A 17,708-nucleotide genomic window follows, 5' to 3' on the forward strand; every position below is an offset into this window, starting at 1 on the left:
CTCGTAAACCCTACGCGACAACGGGCTCGCTTGTAGCGCGAGGCCAAGCCCGTTAAGCCATGGGCATGACCGCGCCGCTGATCGCCCCGTCCATTCTCGCCTCCGACTTCGCCAAGCTGGGCGAAGAGGTCTCCGCCATCGAGGCGGCCGGCGCCGACTGGGTGCATGTCGACGTGATGGACGGCCATTTCGTGCCCAACATCACGCTCGGTCCGGACATCGTCAAAGCGATTCGGCCGCACGCCAAGATCCCGTTCGACGTCCACCTGATGATCAGCCCGGCCGATCCGTACCTCGAGGCGTTCCGCGCCGCCGGGGCCGACCTGATCAGCATCCATCCGGAAGCCGGCCCGCACCTGCACCGCTCCCTCAAGCGCATCCGCGAGTTGGGGGCCAAGGCCGGGGTGGTGTTCAACCCCTCGACCTCCATCGATCACGTCGAATGGATCCTGGAGGACGTCGACCTGCTGCTGGTGATGTCGGTGAACCCCGGCTTCGGCGGCCAGAGCTTCATTCCCGGCCAGCTGCGCAAGGTCGAGGCCCTGCGCAGGATGGTCGACCAGCGGGGCCTGGACGTCATCATCGAGGTCGATGGCGGCGTCACCCCGGCCACCGCCCCGCAATGCGTGGCGGCGGGGGCCACGGCCCTGGTCGCCGGCTCCGCGGTGTTCAAGGGCGGTCCCTCCGCCTATGCCGACAATATCCGCGCCCTGAAGGGCGGCTGATCCAGCGGCATGGAGGGGGCTCCCGCGACAGGTTCCGCCCGTAAATCCTCCGCCCTCGCCGGCGGCCCCTCCGCTCGTGCTCTTGGGGCCCGTGGACGCGCCGCGCGCACCAAGGGCGTGGTCCTCAAGGCGCTGGGCGCGTCGATCAAGGGCAACCTCGAACGCGAATGGCTCGGCTCGCCGCCGCACCGCGCCGCTATCAGCCGACCGCGCCCGGTCGGCCTGGCCGCCCATCCCCACGATCCGCGTCCCGTCGATGTCGAGCGCGGCCGCCAACTTCTGGACGGCCTGCTCGTGCTGGACGGCGGCGCCGTGCGGCTGGGCGAGACCGGCGACCCCTTCGACCAGGCCAGCCCGACGCGCCAGTTCGCCACCGCCCTGCACGGTTTCGACTGGCTGCCGCACCTGATGGCGGCCGGGCCCGGCTCGGCCCGCCTGGCCCTGCGGCTGCTGCAGGATTGGCGTCGGGTGTTTGGGGTCTGGAACGCGTTCTCGTGGAGCGGCGAGCGGCTGGAGCGGCGCACCTTCCACCTGGCCTGCGCGGCTCGCGCCCTGTCGCCCGAAGCCTCCGACGCCGAGATCTCGGCCATGGCGCTGGACATCGCCCGCGGCGCCCGCCAACTGCTCAAGGCCTCGGACGCGCCGCACCGCCGGCTCGAGCGGGCCGTGGTCGTCACGATCGCCGGCTGCGCCCTGTCCGGCAAGGCCAGCGACCGGTTGATCACCCAGGGCCTCAAGCGGGTCAACGCGTTGCTGGACGCCGTGGTCCTGCCCGACGGCGGCCACGCCAGCCGTTCGCCCGAGGCGGGGCTGGAGCTGTTGTTCGACCTGCTGACCCTCGACGACGCCCTGGGCCAGCGCGGCCGGCCCCAGCCCGAGTCGCTGACCCGGGCCATCGACCGCCTGAGCTCGTCGGTGCGCTTCTTCACCCTGGCCGACGGCTGCCTGGCCGCCTTCCAGGGCGGCGAGGCGATCGAGCCGCGGCGGATCGCGGCGGCCCTGGCGCATGACGACCCCGGACCGCGCCCGCCCCAGACCGCGCCGCATGTGGGCTACCAGAAGATGCAGGGCGGCAGCCTGCAGGTGATGGCCGACGCGGGAGCGCCGGCCGTCGGCGTGCTCAGCGTCACCGCCTGCGCCCAGCCGGCCGCCGTCGAGATCGTCTTCGGCAAGGACAGGCTGATCACCAGCTGCGGCTGGAGCCCGGAGGCTGTCGGCGCCAACGCCTTCCGGCTTTCCGGCGCCGCCTCGACCGTATCGGTGGGCGACGGCTCGGCCGGACGACCGCTTTCGGGCTGGCGCTCCGACGCCCTGGGCCCTTGGCTGGTCGACGGCGTCACCGAGGTCGAGGTCAAGCGCCACGACGCCGACGTCGGGGTGTGGCTGGACATCGTCCACGACGGCTGGCGACGCCTGGGCCTGACCCACGCTCGGCGGCTCTATCTCGACCTCAAGGCCGACGAGCTGCGCGGCGAGGACAGCCTGATCCCGATCGGTTCTGCCAACCCCGACGGCCCGCGCCGCTACCTGCCGTTCTCGGTCACCTTCCACCTGCATCCGGACGCCCGCGCCTCGCTGGCCCGCGACGGCAAGAGCGTGCTGATCAAGGGACCGTCCAATGTCGGCTGGTGGCTGCGCAACGACGCGGTCGACGTGGCCATCACCCCCTCGGCCCATTTCGACCACGGCCAGTCGCGCCCCGCCGGCGCCATCCTGCTCAAGAGCCAGGTCCGCCCCGAGAAGGGCGCCAAGATTCGCTGGAAGCTGGCCCGGGCGGCGGATCACTAGGGGCTGTTGAGCGCCCCTCGCGGAGCTCGTCAGGCCGCCGGCGGCGCGCCCGTCGGCTGCACCAGGCTCGGCGCCAGGTTCACGCCGGTCTTGTTGAAGATCACCCAGCCGATCAGCTTGAACGTCGCGTCCAGCAGCTGCTGGGCCAGGACCAGGGTCATGAACTTGGTGAACTGCAGGGTCTGGTTGAAGGCCAGCTGCTGGTTGCGCATGATCATGTCGGCCGCCTCGGCCGGGATCTGGTTGTTGGCCAGGGCCAGCCGCGTCTGCATCGTCGCCTCGGCCAGGCTGCGCAGATAGCCGGCGACCACCGACTTGTTGGCGTTCCACCACTTGGTGGACACCCCGCCCAGCTCGTCCTCCAGCGCCGAGACCAGCTCGTCAACGTTGTCGATGTTCAGGTTCGCGAAGTCGACCATAGGTTCTCGCCCCTTAGTTCTTCATGGCGCCGACGGCCTTGGCCGCCTGGTCGCAGCTGACCATCATGGCCGTGGTCGCCCCGGTTCCGGGGACGACGCCGTAGGTCTTGTGCAGCGTCGCCAGGCCCGAGACCTGGGCGCTGCAGCCCTTGATGAAGCCAACTGTGGCGTCGCGCGCGTCCGCGGCCCGCTTGCCGGCCACCGGCGCCGAGGCGGCGCGCACGGCGACCACCGCCAGGGCTCCCTGGATGGTGGCGTAGGTGTCGACCGCGCCCGGATAGGTGGCCTTGTCCTGGTAGAGGCCCATCTCGGCCTGGGCCGCCAGCTTGGCCACGCTCTCGTAGGCGCTGGTGGTCTTTTCGTCGAGGGTGGCGTCATAGGGCGGGGCGAACAGCGCGCAGGCGCTCAGGACCAGCGCCAGGCCGGCGACGCTCGCGCCGCGGCCCATGGTGCGGATTGCGTGGACAAGGTTCATGTGATGTCTCCCCCGGGGCCAACCATGGGCTGTAATCGCGCCCAGCTCAAGCGGCGTTCGCTACTTGGCCTCGCCCGGCCGGTAGGCGCGCTCGACATGGCCCGTCAGCTGGACGGGATAGAAGTACACCGTCCGCAGCTCGCCGTTCGCGTAGCGCTGGGCCTGGTCGGTGAAGTGCCTGGACGCCGGGTCGCCGCTTTCGCCGCCGGCGGACACCGCCAGGGCCTTCACCTTCGGCCCGAACTCGACCACGGCCACGAAGCTGTTGCCGCTGGTCCCGTAGTACTTCTTCGTGCCCGGCCAGCGCTTGGCCCCGAACGAGGCCAGCGAGCCCCACTGGCCCGAGGCGAAGGGGACCGGGATCGAGGGCTTCTCGTCATCGAAAGTCTGGACGATCGCGCCGTCGTTGCGCTGGAAGCGGTTTATCCGGCCCCAGGGCGTGCGCCAGTCGCCGAAGTCGGCGGTCAGCCGATCGGAAGCCTCGGCCAGGGCCTCCAGCTTCTGGGCGGGGGTCGTGGTCTCGGCCATGTACCTGTAGACCGACACGCCCTGCTTCTTGGCCTCGCCCGCGGACTTGGCCCACAGGGCCTCGCCCCAGAACACCGCCAGCGAGGTCTCGGTGGAGGCCGCCGACCACTTCAGGTCCCAGGCCTTCAGCGCCGCCATCTGGGGCGCGAGCCGCGCCTTGGCCGGGTCGCCGTCGGGCGTCTCGTCATAGGCTTTCGACAGGGTCGGGATCAGGTCGGCGAAGGCGGTCAGATAGGGGTCGTAGGCCGCCGCGATCAGGGTCGAGGGGGTGAAGTCCTTGCGCGCGCTCAGCACCCGCGTGGCGTGGATCCCGCGCGGCGTCTCGCCGACGCTGTCCATGTAGCGCGGGAAGTCGGCCTGTTTGGGGCTGTAGGGACCGGCCGCCGAATAGGGCCAGTTGTTGGTGTTCATCAGCCAGCCGTTGGGCGGGTTCTTCAGGTGGGGCGCCTCGGAAAGGGCGTGCAAGCCTTTCCAGTCGGTGGCTGGGTCCGAACCATCGACCGGCTTGGTGTAGTCGAAGCGATCGTCGCGCCGGGGGATGAACTGCGGGTGCAGATAGGCCACCTCGCCCTTGTCGTCGGCGAACAGGGTGTTGTTGGAGGAATTGGCCTTCAGCTCGGCCACCTTCAGGAAGCCGGCGTAGTCGACGGCCTTGGTGCGCAGGAACGACTGCTCCAGCGCCTCGACCGGCTTGTACATCATGGCGAAGGCGACCCACTTGCCTTCCGCCGTCCGAACGATCGGGCCGTGGTGGGTGCGGTAGACGGTGAAGGTCTTGCGGGCCAGGGCGCCGTCGGCGGCCTTGTAGGGAACCTCGACCGTCGAGACGGTCACCGGCCGCTCTTCGGTCCCGTACTTGTAGAACAGCTTGCCGTCCTTGCGGATGATCGTCTCGGCGAACTCGTCGACGACGTCGACCGTGCTGGAGGTGTGCATCCAGCCGGCATGGGCGTTGAAGCCCTGATAGACGAAGAACTGCCCCCAGGTCGCCGCGCCATAGGCGTTCAGCCCCGCGTCGCTGGTCATCTGCAGCTCGGAGCGGAAGAAGAACGAGGTGTGCGGGTTGATCAGCAGCAGGGCGTGGCCGTCCTGGGTGTTGGACGGGGCGATGGCGAAGCCGTTCGAACCCGTCGGTTCGCGAAACGCGACGGCCTGGGCGAACTCGCGGGCCTTGACCTCGACTGAGGCCTGCATCTGCGGCTTGCCGTAGAAGGCCTCCAGTTCGCCCAGCGAGATCCGCTCGACGTCGCCGCCGATGCTGCCCTCGGTGAAGCTCAGCGCCATCCAGGGTTCGAAGCGCGTGATGACCTTCGGCTTGGTCGCCGGATGGGTGGCCAGGTAGAAGTTCAGGCCGTCGGCCCAGGCGTCCATCAGGGTCTTCAGCCAGGCGGGGCTCTGGGCATAGCGGGCCTGAAGGTCGGCCGGATCGACGAACAGCTTCATCCGCAGATCCTGCCAGACCGCCTTTTCCCCCTCGGCCTCGGCCGTGCGCCCCAGGGCCGTCAGGTAGTTGGCCTCCACCCGATTGAAGTCGTCCTCGGCCTGGGCGTAGACCATGCCGAACACAGCGTCGGCGTCGCTCTTGCCGTGGACGTGGGCGATGCCCCAGTCGTCGCGGACGATCTGGACGCGCGCCGCGGCGGCGCGCTGGCGGGCCAGGTCGGCGGCGGGCGAGGCGGCCAGGGCCGGCGCGGAAAGCGCCGCGCAGGCGGCCGACAGCAAAAGCAGGTTTCCGATACGCAAGACACGCCCTCCCGATCCAGGGAGCGGACCGTCGGGCGCCGCCCGCGCCTTGTCCAGACCCGCGCGGGCGCCGGACGCGATCAGGCGGATCCCGCGCGAAAAGCGGGCGCGGCGGCGGTCGACGCCAACGGTCAATGGATGTCTGGAAGGTCCTTGGTGGAGCCGAGGGGAATCGAACCCCTGACCTCCTCATTGCGAACGAGGCGCTCTACCATCTGAGCTACGGCCCCAAGGAAGCGCGGAAATACGTTGGGGCGGCGGGCTCGTCAAGCGTCCGGTTGGCTCTATCGGCGGCCATTGCTTGCCAGGGCCGTCGAGGCGCGGCAAGAAGCGGTGCACTTGGACGGGAAGCTCATGATCGCCCTCATCACCTTCGTCTTCTTCATCATCGGCGCCCTGCTGAGCCTTCTGTGGTGGGCGATCATCATCTCGGCCGTGCTGAGCTGGCTGGTGGCGTTCGACATCATCAATCTGCGCAACCGGGCGGTCTATCAGATCAGCACCTTCCTCGACCGGGTGACCGGGCCGGTGCTGCGGCCGTTCCAGCGGATCATTCCGCCGCTCGGCGGCGTCGACATCAGCCCGATCGTCGTGTTGCTGATCATCACCGGCGTGCGGGCCATCCTGCTGCCGGCCCTGCGCGACACGCTCATTCGCCTGGTCGGCGGCTACTAGCGGATCATGCGCCTGGCGGTCCGCCTCACCCCGCGCGGCGGGCGCGAGGCGATCGACGGCTGGGCGGTCGACGGCGACGGCCGGCCCTATCTGAAGGTGCGGGTCGCCGCCCCGCCGGTCGAGGGCGCGGCCAACGCCGCGTTGCTGGCCCTGCTGGCCAAGACCCTGGGCGTGCCCAAGTCGTCCCTGTCCATCGTCTCGGGGGCCGGCGCCCGACTCAAGCTGGTCGATCTGGGCGGCTGCGACGCGTTGTCGCTGGCCCGCGCCGTGGGACCGCCCCCCGAGACCGCTTCGTGACCTGTCCAGACAAGGCGTGATCGTGAATCTCAACACGCCGCCGCCCGCGACCTGAAAATACCTGTTCCGATCGGGAACGGGGGCAGGTTCGATCCGTGGTCCGAGAAAAAGACGTCAACGAATCAGGTTTTTCACCCCCTCTTAGCGACACTGTTTCATGCTATGGGCTTCGGCGCGCGGTGGGGACCGCGCGGCACGGGGGGCTGTGTGGGCGACGTACGACATCAGTCGGGAGAGGTGAGGGCGGCGCTCGCGCGTCGCGGCAATCTCCATCTGCGCGTCCTCGCCACGGTGATGATCGCCCTGATGCTGCACGTCTTCATGGGCGCCGCCTGGACTTGGCTGTGGGCCGGGACCTATGCGGCCGCCCAGCTGCTGGAGCTGCTGCTGATCCGCCGGTTGCTGCGGCAGCCCCATCCCGGTCGCGCCCTGCGGTGGGCCGTGGCGGCCATGCCCGCGATCACCTCGATCATCTTCGGATCCCTGTCGCTGCCGCTGTTCGGCTCGGCCGTGCGCTTCGCGCCGACCCTGGGCGGCATGCTGCTGGCCGGCGCCCTGCTGAACGTCATCGTCGTCAATTCCAGCCTGAGGTCGGCGACGATCTCGGCCGCCGCCCCGCACGTCGTCTATCTGCTGATCGTGCCGTTCGTGGCCCGGGCGGCCAATCCGAACGCACCCCTGGCCAGCGCCCTGTGGTGCGGCGTGTTGCTGCTGATCGTCTCGGTGGCCGTGGCCGCCCGCACGCTGGAAAAGGCCCTGACCGCCGAGGCCGCCGCCAAGGAGGAGGCCGAGCGCCGCCGCCACGAGGCCGAGGAAGCCGTCGCCGCCAAGTCGGCCTTCGTGGCCATGATCAGCCATGAGCTGCGCACGCCCATCAGCGCCATCCTGGCCGGGGCGGCGCGCCTGCACAGCGACGTGCCCGACGCCGCCTCCAAGATCCACGCCCAGCTGATCGGCGACGCCGGCGCGATGATGCGCACCCTGCTCAACGATCTGCTGGACCTGTCACGCCTGGACGCCGGGCGGATGGCGGTCGAGCAGGCTCCGTTCGATCTGCGCCAGGCCATGGCCGACACCCTGCGTCTGTGGCGGCCAGACGCCAACAAGAAGGGCCTGCGCCTGCGGGTCGAGGGCGCGGCGCACCTTCCTCGGTGGGTTGCGGGCGATTCCATGCGGCTGCGCCAGGTGCTCAACAACCTGCTGTCCAACGCCATCAAGTTCACCGAGCGCGGCGCGGTCACCGTGCGGCTGTCGACGCGCGAGGCCGGCGATCACCTGATGTTCGAGGCGATCGTCGCCGACACCGGGCGCGGCCTGGCCGAAGAGCAGGTGGCGCGGCTGTTCACGCCGTTCGACCAACTGGCCTCGAACGTGGCGCGCGAGCACGGCGGCTCGGGCCTGGGTCTGGTGATCAGCCGCGAACTGGCCCGGCTGATGGGCGGCGACCTGACGGTGACCAGCAAGCCCGGCAAGGGCGCGCGCTTCCGGCTGGAAGTCCGGGTCGAGGCCGCCGAAGCGCCGGACGCCCGAGCCGGCGGGGCCGTCATCGAGGGCGCGCGGGTCCTGGTGGTCGACGACCACGTGGTCAACCGCCGGGCCATCGAGCTGGTCCTGCAGTCGTTCGGCATCCAGCCCACCCTGGCCGAGTCCGGCGAGCGGGCCCTGGAGCTGCTGCATTCCGAGGTGTTCGACGTCATGCTGATGGACGTCTACATGCCGGGCATGGACGGCCGCGACGCCACGCGCCAGCTGCGCGCCGCCGACGGCCCCAATCGCGACATCCCGGTGATCGCCGTCACCGCCTCGGCCACCGCCAAGGACTGGGAGGCCTGCCACGCGGCCGGCATGAACGCCCACGTCGCCAAGCCGATCGATCCCAGCCAGCTGCACGCGGCGCTCAGCGAAGTGCTGCCGGCGGCGGCGGCGAGGGCGGCGGCTTAGGTCCTCCCCCCGTGGGGGAGGTGTCGGCGCAGCCGACGGAGGGGGGAGTAATGGGATCTTCCCGCCCGCAGGATCGAACGGCCTAAGACACCCCCCACCGGCCTTCGGCCGCCTCCCCCACAGGGGGAGGGCTGTCGAGCACCTTCGCCAGCCTCTCCTTCAGCGCCGCCTGATCCTTCATCTGACATTCCCACACCGTCTCCACCCGCCAGCCGGCGGCGGTGAGGTCGGCGAGGTTCCGCGCGTCCCGGGCCGTGTTGCGCGCCACCTTGGCCAGCCAGTAGTCGCGGTTGGTCTTGGGCACGCGGGAGCCGCGCGGGCAGTCGTGGCCGTGCCAGAAGCAGCCGTGCACGAAGATCGCCAGCCGCCGGCCCGGCATCGCCACGTCGGGCGAGCCGGGCAGGTCCTTGCGGTGCAGGCGGTAACGCGCGCCGAGATCGGTCAGCAGGCGGCGCAGCAACAGCTCGGGCTTGGTGTCCCGGCTCTTGATCCGGGCCATCACGGCCGAGCGCTTGGCGGGGTCGAAGACGTCGCTCATGGCGTCGTAACGTCCCCGCCGCCCAAAGGGGAGCAGGTCGGGATCAGAGCCCTTCGAACAGCGCCGTCGACAGATAGCGCTCGGCGAAGCTGGGGATGATCGCCACGATCAGCTTGCCGGCGTAGTCGTCGCGCATGGCCAGGTCGAAGGCCGCGGTCAGGGCCGCGCCCGAGCTGATGCCGACCGGTAGGCCCTCGGTCGAGGCCGCCTTTCGGGCCATGGCGAAGCTGTCGTCGTTCGACACCTGGATGATCTCGTCGATCACCCCGCGATCGAGGATGCCCGGCACGAAGCCGGCGCCGATGCCCTGGATCTTGTGCGGGCCCGGCGCGCCGCCCGACAGCACGGCCGAGGCCTCGGGCTCGACCGCGACCATCTTCACCGACGGCTTGCGGGCCTTCAGCACCTGGCCGACGCCCGAGATGGTGCCGCCGGTGCCGACGCCCGAGACCACGGCGTCCACGGCGCCGGCGGTGTCGTTCCAGATCTCCTCGGCCGTCGAGACGCGGTGGATCAGCGGGTTGGCGGTGTTCTCGAACTGCTGGGGCATCACCGCGCCGGGCGTGGCGTCGATGATCTCCTGGGCCCGGGCGACGGCGCCGCGCATGCCCTTCTCGGCCGGGGTCAGCTCCAGCTTGGCGCCCAGCAGCAGCAGCATCTTGCGACGCTCGATCGACATGCTCTCGGGCATGACCAGGGTCAGCTTGTAGCCCTTGGCGGCGGCCACGAAGGCCAGGGCGATGCCGGTGTTGCCGCTGGTCGGCTCGACGATCACGCCGCCCGGCTTCAGCAGGCCCTTGGCCTCCAGATATTCGATCATCGCCACGCCGATGCGGTCCTTGACCGAGGCCAGCGGGTTGAAGAACTCCAGCTTGGCCACGACCGTGCCCTTGGGCTTCAGTTCGGCGGTCAGGTTGGGCAGGCGGACCAGCGGCGTGTCGCCGACCGTGTCGAGGATCGAGTCGAAGATCTTGCCGCGCCCGGCGCGCTTGAACCGCGCGGCGTCGTAGATCGAGGAGGCGTCGTCCATGGGAAGTCTCGCTTGGCTGGATTGGTCGGCCCCCAAAAGGGGGGTTAGTTCGGGAAGCGCGATAACCGCCGAAACCGGCAACCACTTTCGGCTATCGCGCTTCCGGGTCTAATCCACCTTAGGCCGTGGGTTTTGGCGTGTCAGCGGCTCATTCGGCGGCGAGCGGCGCAGATTTCCTGAGGGCGAGCGGAGTCAGAAGCCGCTCCGACAGCCAGCGCACCACCGGCGCGGCCACCCCGTCGCCGATCACATGCAGGCCGGCGGTGGCGCTCCTGGGCAGGCGATAGGCCTCGGGCAGACCCATCAGCCGAGCGCCCTCGCGGGGGCTGAGCAAGCGCGAGCGGACCTTGCCGTCGTCGATCACCAGCAGGGTCTGGCGCGAGGAGCCGCCGCGCGGGGTGCGCAGGCAGCCGGCCAGGCCGTCGAAGCGGATCTCCGCCCGCTGCTCGCCGCTGCGCATCCGCCGGAAGACCGCGCCGACCGCCCGCTCGCCGCTCTGGACGCGGGCCTCGACGGCGGCGCGGTGGGCGGGGGCCATCATGTCCAGCAGGGTCGTCGTCGCCTCGTCCGTCCGCCAGGTCATCTGGTCGTCGGGTTCGAGCAGGGCGGCCAGATCGGTGTTTCTGGCCGGCGGGGCGGGCAGGCCCCACCAGGTCCAGGCAGCCGCCAGCTCGGCGGGCAGGCGCGCGTGGGCCTCGCGCACGGCGCGGGTCTGGAACGGGCTGGTCCCCGTCAGGCCGTCGACCGGCAGGCGCGTGGCGATCACGAACACTCGGGGCCGCGACTGCGGGACAAAGCGGGCGGCGTCGATCTCCAGGGCGCCGAAGCGGTAGCCCTGGCCGGCCAGGGCGCGGCACAGGGCGGTGAAATCGGCGCCGCCGTGCGAGGTCAGCAGACCCACGACGTTCTCGACCACCACCGTGTCGGGGCCGCGGCCTTCGGCGGACAAGGCCTCCATCAGCTTCCAGAAGCCGAAGAAGGCCGAGGACCGGCCGCCTTGCAGGCCGGCCCGGGCCCCGGCCAGGCTGAAGTCCTGGCAGGGGCTGGAGGCCCAGGCCAGATCCGCCTGTCCGGGCAGGTCGGCGGGAGCGATCTTCCAGACGTCGCCCTGGTGGAAGTGAGACGCGGCGTCTTGGTGGTTGTCGCGATAGGTCGCGGCCTTGACCGGGTCGAAGTCGTTGGCGAAGGCGCAGGTCCAGGCCTCGCCCAGGCCGAGGCGCGCCATGCCGCCGCCGGCGAAGAACTCGTAGAAGACGGGAGGGGCGTTCCGATTCATCGCGCGGGAGTCTAGCGTGAGCCGCCCATCCGAGGATAGCGCCGCCATGCTTCGTCCCGCCGCCGCTCTTTGCCTGACCCTGGGCCCGACCCTGGGCCTGATCCTGATGCTCGCCGGTTGCGGCGAGGCGCCGATGGGCGCGTCCGAGGGGGCCTCGACCGCCCCGGCCGACGCCCCGGCCTCGGCCCCGCCGGGACCGGACTTCTCCGGCGACTTCCGGCTGGTCGGGACCGAGCCGTTCTGGGGCGGGCGGATCCAGGACGACGGCCTGACGCTGTCGCGGGCCGGCCAGCCGGACGTCGGCGCGGCCAACACCGGCGTCCGGCTCGAGGGCGACGCCGGCGTCTGGGGCGTGGGCGGTCTGGTGTTCAAGCTGCGGCCCGAGCCCTGCTCGGACGGCATGTCGGACCGGCGGTACGGCTATCGCGCCGAGGTGACGATCAACGGCCAGGTGCTGAAGGGCTGCGCGGCGCGGCCAGCCGAGCTGGACGCCCAGCCGAGGCCGTAAAATTCCAACAATGCTTTGTCATCCCGGCCGTAGCGTAGCGAAGAGCCGGGACCGACGCGTGAGCGCCGCGCTTGCGGCGGTCCCGGATCTTCGCGCTGCGCGCTTGTCCGGGATGACAGGTCGCTAGTTCCCCACGTCCATCAGCTCGTAATGGCCGCGCGCGTCGAGGTTCTGGCGCACGGCGCCGGGGACGGGCAGCAGCAGGCCGATCGAGACGGCGGCGACGGCGGCGAGGGCGAAGAGGGCCTTGACGGGGGCGGCCATGACGGCGGGTCCTGTTGAACGATCTCCGCCGAGGAGCGGCTGATCAGCAACAAAGATGGTTGCGGTTCGTGGGCGTTCAAGAGGGCGCCGTCCCGCATCCCTGAAATTCGTTGATCACCGTTCTCGACCTTGCCGAATCCGGCCCCGCGCGCGAACCATGCTGGCGCTTCAGCTGGACCTTGGGGGGAGGGGACGTGACCGCCGAAGAGACGCTGCAAGCCGGAGCGCGGGGCGCCCGCCGCTTCCTTCGCACCCCCGTCGCCGGATGGATGGCCTTCGCCGGGCTCGGCGCCGCGTTCTGCGTCGGGGCCCTGGTCCTGGCCTCGCGGCTGACGGCGATCCCCTATTGGCAGATCCCCTTCATCACCTCGATCGCCCTGGTGATGGGCGCGCCGCGCTCCGAGCCGGCCAAGCCCAAGGCCCTGATCGGCGGACACCTGACCGCGGCCCTGGCCGGCTATCTGGTCCTGCTGGTCGGCGGCTCCTCGCCGACCCTGGCGGCGGTCGCGGTGGGGCTGGCGGTGATCGCCATGCTGCGGCTGAAGGTCTTCCACCCGCCGGCGGCGGTCGACGCCTTCCTGGTGGTGAATCTGGGCTTGAAGATCGGCTACCTGTTCAGCGTGATCCTGCTGGGCGCGATGCTGCTGGCTGGGTTTTCGTTCGTCTGGCGAAAGCTGACCGACCGGGTCGTTCCCCGGCCGGAACCCGAGCGCGAGCCTTAGTTTCCGACGTCCATCAGCTCGTAATGGCCGCGCGCGTCGAGGTCCTGACGCCCGGCGCCGGGGACGGGCAGCAGCAGGCCGATGACGACCGACAGGACGGCGGCGAGGGGGAAGAGGGCCTTGGCGGCCATGGTCTTGATCTTTGTCTGGCGGCGCGCTGGTGGGGGAGGCCGTGTTCCGGACGGCTTAAATAACGGCGTTCCGCCGGGGATCAACCGGGCTCATCATTAATTCGGCGCAACCTTCAGGCGGTGAGCAACCAAGGCGAGAATGAATTAAGCCCCTGAATTCGTGAAGAATTCAGGGGCTTGGCAAGTAAGTTTCGACTTAATCCGTGCGGTGGCTGGGGACAGGCGCATGCGCCTGTCCCCAGCTGCTGTCAGAAGATTTCGAACAGACCCGCCGCGCCCATGCCGCCGCCGATGCACATGGTCACCACGCCCAGCTTGGCCTTGCGGCGCTTGCCTTCCAGCAGCAGGTGGCCGGCGCAGCGGGCGCCGGTCATGCCGAACGGGTGGCCGATGGCGATCGAGCCGCCGTTGACGTTGTACTTCTCCGGATCGATGCCCAGGCGGTCGCGGCTGTAGAGGCACTGCGAGGCGAAGGCCTCGTTCAGCTCCCACAGGTCGATGTCGTCGACCTTCAGGCCGTGGCGTTCCAGCAGGCGCGGCACGGCGAAGACGGGGCCGATGCCCATCTCGTCGGGCTCGCAGCCGGCGACGGCGAAGCCCTTGAACAGGCCCAGCGGCTCGAGGTTGCGGCGGGCGGCTTCCTTGGCGTCCATGATCACCACGGCGGCGGCGCCGTCCGACAGCTGGCTGGCGTTGCCGGCGGTGACGAAGTTGCCCGGACCCTTGACGGGCTCCAGCTTGGCCAGGCCCTCAAGGGTGGTCTCCGGACGATTGCATTCGTCCTTGGAGACCACGTAGTCGACCAGGCTCTCTTCCTTGGTCTCCTTGTTGACCACCTTCATCTTGGTGGCCATCGGCACGATTTCTTGGTCGAACAAGCCGCTGGCTTGGGCGGCGGCGATCCGCTGCTGGCTGCGCAGCGAATACTCGTCCTGGTATTCGCGGCTGACATTGTAGCGCTTGGCCACGATGTCGGCGGTGTCGATCATCGCCATCCACAGGGCCGGATGGGTCTTGAGCAGCTTTTCCTCGGTGATGTGGAAGCGGTTCATGTGGCCGCCGGCATTCACCAGGGAGATCGACTCGACGCCGCCGCCGATGGCGACATTGGCGCCGTCGTTGCGGACATAGTTGGCCGCCGTGGCGATGGCCTGCAGGCCCGACGAGCAGAAGCGGTTGATGGTCTGGCCCGAGACGGTGACCGGCAGGCCGGCCCACATGGCGGCGTTGCGGGCGACGTTCATGCCGGTGGCGCCCTCGGGGCCGCCGCAGCCCAGGGCCACGTCTTCGACTTCGCCGCCTTCGAGGCCGGCGCGCGACACGGCGTGCTGGATGGCGTGGCCGGCCATGGCCGCGCCGTGGGTGTTGTTGAACCCGCCGCGGACGGACTTGGCCAGGCCGGTCCGGGCGTAAGAGACGATGACCGCTTCGCGCATTTGGGCGCACTCCCCTTTAAAACGTTAGTTTGAATTGGCGGCCACCCTAGACCGGGATTTCCCTCCGCGAAAGGTCACGCGCACGTAAAGCAGATCAGATCGTGATAGCGGTAACATTCACCAGGCAAAGCTTTAGAGCTTGACCATTACGTTGCGTTATCACGAAGAGAACTCGGGACATTGTTGCCCGCAATCCACTCGTCTTTGGGAAAAATCCGTGCATCTAAGCCACGGTTTAGTTTGGCGTTGACTTTCATCGATTCGGGCAAGAACGCTTAGGTTGTGGCCAATAATTATAATCAATGGCCGCTAAAAAACATAAGCGGGAGGAATTCATGCGCCCCACGACCCTTAGCTCAATCCATCGTCGGCATGCCTTGCTGGCCGCGACCGCCCTGGCGGCGTCGATCGCCCTGCCGGCGGTCGGCTTCGCCCAACAGTCCAACACCGTCGAGGAGCTGATCGTCACCGCCACCAAGCGCGACGCGACGATCCTGGACGTGCCGTTCTCGATCAACGCCCAGACCGAGGCCGACATCCAGAAGTCGGGCGCTGTGACGCTCGAGGACCTCTCGCGCAACGTCGCCAGCCTGACGATCCAGAACCTCGGCCCGGGCCAGAGCCAGGTGTCGGTGCGCGGCGTCTCGGCCGGCCAGGTGGTCCGCGACCAGCCGGGCGTCAAGGAGCAGGTCGGGGTCTATCTCGACGAGTCGGTGATCTCGCTGTCGCTGTTCACGCCCGACGTCGACCTGTTCGACCTGAACCGCGTCGAGACCCTGCGCGGCCCGCAGGGCACGCTGTTCGGCTCCGGCTCGGTCGGCGGCACCATCCGCTACATCACCAACCAGCCCAAGCTGGGCGCCCAGGAGGGCGTGGTCGAGGCCAACTTCAACGTGCTGCAAAGCGGCGACGTCGGCGGCTACATCAAGGGCGCGGTCAACCTGCCGCTGTCGGACAAGGCGGCCCTGCGGGTGGTCGGCTACGACACCCAGTACGCCGGCTTCGTCGACGCCCTGGGCGAGGGCGGCACGCGCAAGAACAACGTCAACGACGGCTATCGCCGCGGCGGCCGGGTCTCGCTGCTGTTCCAGCCGACCGACGCCATCAGCATCACGCCGCGCCTAGTCTATCAGGAGATCCACGCCGGCGGCTTCAACCGCCAGGAGGCGTTCAACCTGTTCGCCAACCCGTTCACCACCACCCGTCCGGCCATCACGATGGGCGAGCGCGAGCAGTACCTGCTGCTGGACGAGAGCTTCGGCGACAAGACCTTCCTGGGCGACCTGACCGCCTCGTTCGGCTTCGACGCCGTCGAGCTGACCTCGGTCACCAGCTATATCGACCGCAAGATCGACGTGAATCGCGACGCCAGCGCCCTGACCGGCAGCGTGTCGGTGGACCTGGGCTTCCCGGACGCGGCCGTCACCCTGCCGTCCAAGCTGGTCGACACCACGGACCTCGAGCAGTTCACCCAGGAACTGCGCCTGAGCTCGGACAACGACAGCCCGTTCCAGTGGCTGGTCGGCGCGTTCTATTCGAAGGTCGACCGGGTCTATAACCAGCGGCTGCCGACGCCCGGCTACGACGCCTATACCGACGCGACCCTGGGGGCAGGCACCTCGGCGGCCGTGGCCAACGGCTTCCCGCTCAACTCGCCCTACAACGCCTCGCTGCCCTACGACATCGAGCAGAAGGCGGTCTTCGGCGAGGCCAGCTACGAGTATCAAAAGCTGACCGTGACGGCCGGCGGACGCTATTACGACTTCAACGAGGAGCGCCGTTTCACCTCCGGCGGCCTGTTCGCCAACGGCGACGACCAGGTCGACAACACCTCGTCCGACGGCTTCACCCCCCGCCTGCTGCTCAGCTACAAGGCCACCCCGGCCCTGACCTTCAACGCCCAGGCCTCCAAGGGCTTCCGGCTGGGCGGGGTCAACGACCCGCTGAACCTGCCGCTCTGCACGCCGCAGGACGCGGCGATCTTCGGCGGCTTCCAGTCGTATGACGACGAGACGCTGTGGAACTACGAGGGCGGGGTGAAGTCGCGGTTCGGCGGCGTCACCTTCAACGGCGCGGTGTTCTACACCGACATCAAGAATCTGCAGACGACGCTGGACGCCGGCTCGTGCTCGTCGCGCGTGGTGTTCAACGTGCCCAAGGCCCACACCAAGGGGATCGAGGGCGAGCTGTCGGCCCGCCTGGCGCCCGGTTTCGACCTCAGCGTCTCGGGCAGCCTGCTGGAGGCCGAGTTCGACTCCACGGTGCGCGACGGAACAGGGACGGTGATCGGCGGCATCCGCGAAGGCAACCGCCTGCCCTCGGTGCCCAAGTTCCAGATCTCGATCAACGCCACCTATACGCGGACCCTGACCGACACGATGGACGGCTATGTCACCGCCTCATACCAGCATGTCGGCGACCGCTACACCCAGGCCAGCGACCAGGAGAACAACCCGCGCTCCTTCGTCTCGGGCCTGCCGTTCGGCGGGGCCTCGGGCAACGACGCCACCGTGCTGGACCTGCAACTGCCCAGCTACGACATCGTCAACTTCAGCGCCGGCCTGCAGATGGACAACGGGCTGGACCTGATCGCCTATGTCAACAACGCCTTCGACGAGAACCCGCTGTTGTCGTTCGACCGCGAGCGCGGCGGCCGGGCCCGGTTGGGCTATACGATCGGCCAGCCCCGCACCGCCGGTCTGACGATCCGCAAGTCGTTCTAAGCGCGGACCTGGGACAGAAAGGGGCGATCGGGAAACCGGTCGCCCCTTTTCATTTCGGCCGAGGCTGGGGCTCTGACAGGAAATCGGCGTGCCGGTGGATCATCTTCCAGTCGCGGTCCTCGCGCCGGAAGATCTCGGTGACGCGCAGGCTCATCCGCGCCGGTTCGTCCTTTCCCACGAAGCGGACGGACGCGTGTTGCAGGCCGGTCCAGTAGGCCAGGTCGCCGCTGGCCTGGCTGTGCAGGATCTCCAGCGTCGTCTCGCCGCCGGCCGCCATGCTTCGGGCGCCGCGGACGTTGACGGCGGTGACGTGGCCGGCGCCCTGCTCGCACCCGCCGCTGGGCGGGAAGAAGGTGGCCGGATTGGCTTGGGCGGCGATCTCGGTCAGCGGGTCGGCGTCGCCGTTGACATAGGCCCGCGCGACCTTCCGACGCTGGTCGAGGAAGGCGGTGAAGTCGTCTTGATCGGTCATCGAAACCTCCTGATCAC

The 17,708-nt window shown here is 69.3% G+C and carries 18 protein-coding genes and 1 tRNA gene; 8 read left to right on the plus strand and 11 right to left on the minus strand.

What is annotated here, in order from left to right:
- Window positions 1–65: 65 nt before the first annotated feature.
- Together rpe and ASD21_RS09715 are read left to right on the plus strand one after the other, a co-directional pair.
- The gene (gene rpe, locus ASD21_RS09710; RefSeq protein ID WP_056441102.1) at window positions 66–725 is read left to right on the plus strand and encodes a ribulose-phosphate 3-epimerase; all 660 of its coding nucleotides are present in this window, start codon (window positions 66–68) and stop codon (window positions 723–725) included.
- 9 nt (window positions 726–734) lie between these two features.
- The gene (locus tag ASD21_RS09715) at window positions 735–2,513 is read left to right on the plus strand and encodes a heparinase II/III family protein (protein ID WP_082554707.1); all 1,779 of its coding nucleotides are present in this window, start codon (window positions 735–737) and stop codon (window positions 2,511–2,513) included.
- A gap of 29 nt (window positions 2,514–2,542) precedes the next feature.
- Here ASD21_RS09715 and ASD21_RS09720 read toward each other — a convergent pair whose 3' ends face one another.
- The 4 genes from ASD21_RS09720 to ASD21_RS09735 all read right to left on the minus strand — a co-directional run bounded on the left by ASD21_RS09720 (window position 2,543) and on the right by ASD21_RS09735 (window position 5,908).
- Window positions 2,543–2,932: a hypothetical protein gene (locus ASD21_RS09720; RefSeq protein ID WP_056440095.1), complete on the minus strand. Its 390-nt coding sequence runs from the start codon at window positions 2,930–2,932 to the stop codon at window positions 2,543–2,545.
- A 13-nt stretch (window positions 2,933–2,945) separates the two neighbouring features.
- Window positions 2,946–3,407, minus strand: coding sequence for a hypothetical protein (locus tag ASD21_RS09725; protein WP_056460369.1), 462 nt, complete (start codon window positions 3,405–3,407; stop codon window positions 2,946–2,948).
- Between the two features lie 60 nt (window positions 3,408–3,467).
- A complete protein-coding gene (locus ASD21_RS09730) occupies window positions 3,468–5,678 on the minus strand; it encodes a penicillin acylase family protein (RefSeq protein ID WP_235524866.1) in 2,211 nt (736 codons plus the stop codon).
- Between the two features lie 154 nt (window positions 5,679–5,832).
- A tRNA-Ala gene (locus ASD21_RS09735) sits at window positions 5,833–5,908 on the minus strand.
- Window positions 5,909–6,032: 124 nt separating this feature from the next.
- On the opposite strand from ASD21_RS09735, the gene ASD21_RS09740 reads away from it, so the two are divergent.
- From ASD21_RS09740 to ASD21_RS09750, 3 genes are all read left to right on the plus strand, one after another.
- Window positions 6,033–6,353, plus strand: coding sequence for a YggT family protein (locus ASD21_RS09740; RefSeq protein WP_156398338.1), 321 nt, complete (start codon window positions 6,033–6,035; stop codon window positions 6,351–6,353).
- A 6-nt stretch (window positions 6,354–6,359) separates the two neighbouring features.
- On the plus strand, window positions 6,360–6,650 hold the full coding sequence (locus ASD21_RS09745) for a DUF167 family protein (protein WP_056440101.1): 291 nt from the start codon (window positions 6,360–6,362) through the stop codon (window positions 6,648–6,650).
- 162 nt (window positions 6,651–6,812) lie between these two features.
- Entirely contained in the window at window positions 6,813–8,591 is a 1,779-nt protein-coding gene (locus tag ASD21_RS09750) for an ATP-binding protein (RefSeq protein WP_442856959.1), read from the plus strand.
- 82 nt (window positions 8,592–8,673) lie between these two features.
- Here the strand turns inward: ASD21_RS09750 and ASD21_RS09755 are convergent, their stop codons facing one another.
- The 3 genes from ASD21_RS09755 to ASD21_RS09765 form a co-directional block, all read right to left on the minus strand.
- Window positions 8,674–9,129, minus strand: coding sequence for a very short patch repair endonuclease (locus tag ASD21_RS09755; RefSeq protein WP_056440103.1), 456 nt, complete (start codon window positions 9,127–9,129; stop codon window positions 8,674–8,676).
- Between the two features lie 43 nt (window positions 9,130–9,172).
- Window positions 9,173–10,159, minus strand: a complete 987-nt coding sequence (cysK, locus tag ASD21_RS09760; RefSeq protein ID WP_056440105.1) for a cysteine synthase A — start codon at window positions 10,157–10,159, stop codon at window positions 9,173–9,175.
- Between the two features lie 148 nt (window positions 10,160–10,307).
- Window positions 10,308–11,435, minus strand: coding sequence for a DNA cytosine methyltransferase (locus ASD21_RS09765; protein ID WP_056440107.1), 1,128 nt, complete (start codon window positions 11,433–11,435; stop codon window positions 10,308–10,310).
- A 46-nt stretch (window positions 11,436–11,481) separates the two neighbouring features.
- Here ASD21_RS09765 and ASD21_RS09770 point away from each other — a divergent pair, with 46 nt between their 5' ends.
- Window positions 11,482–11,943, plus strand: coding sequence for a COG3650 family protein (locus tag ASD21_RS09770; protein ID WP_056440109.1), 462 nt, complete (start codon window positions 11,482–11,484; stop codon window positions 11,941–11,943).
- Between the two features lie 123 nt (window positions 11,944–12,066).
- On the opposite strand, the gene ASD21_RS24435 is transcribed toward ASD21_RS09770, so the two are convergent.
- Window positions 12,067–12,207, minus strand: coding sequence for a hypothetical protein (locus tag ASD21_RS24435; RefSeq protein ID WP_200941417.1), 141 nt, complete (start codon window positions 12,205–12,207; stop codon window positions 12,067–12,069).
- Between the two features lie 194 nt (window positions 12,208–12,401).
- Between ASD21_RS24435 and ASD21_RS09775 the strand changes: the two genes are divergently transcribed.
- A complete protein-coding gene (locus tag ASD21_RS09775) occupies window positions 12,402–12,929 on the plus strand; it encodes an HPP family protein (RefSeq protein ID WP_235524867.1) in 528 nt (175 codons plus the stop codon).
- Here ASD21_RS09775 and ASD21_RS25055 read toward each other — a convergent pair.
- Window positions 12,926–13,060 carry a hypothetical protein gene (locus ASD21_RS25055; RefSeq protein WP_268760966.1) on the minus strand — a complete coding sequence of 45 codons (135 nt, stop codon included), beginning with the start codon at window positions 13,058–13,060 and terminating at the stop codon, window positions 12,926–12,928. The two genes, ASD21_RS09775 and ASD21_RS25055, sit on opposite strands and share 4 nt — an antisense overlap.
- A 248-nt stretch (window positions 13,061–13,308) precedes the next feature.
- Window positions 13,309–14,496: an acetyl-CoA C-acyltransferase gene (locus tag ASD21_RS09780; RefSeq protein ID WP_056440111.1), complete on the minus strand. Its 1,188-nt coding sequence runs from the start codon at window positions 14,494–14,496 to the stop codon at window positions 13,309–13,311.
- A 335-nt stretch (window positions 14,497–14,831) separates the two neighbouring features.
- On the opposite strand from ASD21_RS09780, the gene ASD21_RS09785 reads away from it, so the two are divergent.
- Window positions 14,832–17,219, plus strand: a complete 2,388-nt coding sequence (locus tag ASD21_RS09785; RefSeq protein WP_056440113.1) for a TonB-dependent receptor — start codon at window positions 14,832–14,834, stop codon at window positions 17,217–17,219.
- A 49-nt stretch (window positions 17,220–17,268) separates the two neighbouring features.
- Here ASD21_RS09785 and ASD21_RS09790 read toward each other — a convergent pair whose 3' ends face one another.
- Complete coding sequence (locus ASD21_RS09790) at window positions 17,269–17,691, minus strand: YybH family protein (RefSeq protein WP_056440115.1); 423 nt, start codon at window positions 17,689–17,691, stop codon at window positions 17,269–17,271.
- Window positions 17,692–17,708: the final 17 nt, after the last annotated feature.

This window comes from Caulobacter sp. Root1455 (assembly GCF_001426905.1).
Lineage (GTDB): Bacteria > Pseudomonadota > Alphaproteobacteria > Caulobacterales > Caulobacteraceae > Caulobacter.

What these genes read in the sequence shown, in the direction of transcription:
- rpe (WP_056441102.1), top strand. Translation starts at nt 66, where the DNA reads ATGACCGCGCCGCTGATCGCCCCGTCCATTCTCGCCTCCGACTTCGCC.
- ASD21_RS09715 (WP_082554707.1), top strand. Translation starts at nt 735, where the DNA reads ATGGAGGGGGCTCCCGCGACAGGTTCCGCCCGTAAATCCTCCGCCCTC.
- ASD21_RS09720 (WP_056440095.1), bottom strand. Translation starts at nt 2,932, where the DNA reads ATGGTCGACTTCGCGAACCTGAACATCGACAACGTTGACGAGCTGGTC.
- ASD21_RS09725 (WP_056460369.1), bottom strand. Translation starts at nt 3,407, where the DNA reads ATGAACCTTGTCCACGCAATCCGCACCATGGGCCGCGGCGCGAGCGTC.
- ASD21_RS09740 (WP_156398338.1), top strand. Translation starts at nt 6,033, where the DNA reads ATGATCGCCCTCATCACCTTCGTCTTCTTCATCATCGGCGCCCTGCTG.
- ASD21_RS09745 (WP_056440101.1), top strand. Translation starts at nt 6,360, where the DNA reads ATGCGCCTGGCGGTCCGCCTCACCCCGCGCGGCGGGCGCGAGGCGATC.
- ASD21_RS09750 (WP_442856959.1), top strand. Translation starts at nt 6,813, where the DNA reads ATGGGCTTCGGCGCGCGGTGGGGACCGCGCGGCACGGGGGGCTGTGTG.
- ASD21_RS09755 (WP_056440103.1), bottom strand. Translation starts at nt 9,129, where the DNA reads ATGAGCGACGTCTTCGACCCCGCCAAGCGCTCGGCCGTGATGGCCCGG.
- cysK (WP_056440105.1), bottom strand. Translation starts at nt 10,159, where the DNA reads ATGGACGACGCCTCCTCGATCTACGACGCCGCGCGGTTCAAGCGCGCC.
- ASD21_RS09765 (WP_056440107.1), bottom strand. Translation starts at nt 11,435, where the DNA reads ATGAATCGGAACGCCCCTCCCGTCTTCTACGAGTTCTTCGCCGGCGGC.
- ASD21_RS09770 (WP_056440109.1), top strand. Translation starts at nt 11,482, where the DNA reads ATGCTTCGTCCCGCCGCCGCTCTTTGCCTGACCCTGGGCCCGACCCTG.
- ASD21_RS24435 (WP_200941417.1), bottom strand. Translation starts at nt 12,207, where the DNA reads ATGGCCGCCCCCGTCAAGGCCCTCTTCGCCCTCGCCGCCGTCGCCGCC.
- ASD21_RS25055 (WP_268760966.1), bottom strand. Translation starts at nt 13,060, where the DNA reads ATGGCCGCCAAGGCCCTCTTCCCCCTCGCCGCCGTCCTGTCGGTCGTC.
- ASD21_RS09780 (WP_056440111.1), bottom strand. Translation starts at nt 14,496, where the DNA reads ATGCGCGAAGCGGTCATCGTCTCTTACGCCCGGACCGGCCTGGCCAAG.
- ASD21_RS09785 (WP_056440113.1), top strand. Translation starts at nt 14,832, where the DNA reads ATGCGCCCCACGACCCTTAGCTCAATCCATCGTCGGCATGCCTTGCTG.
- ASD21_RS09790 (WP_056440115.1), bottom strand. Translation starts at nt 17,691, where the DNA reads ATGACCGATCAAGACGACTTCACCGCCTTCCTCGACCAGCGTCGGAAG.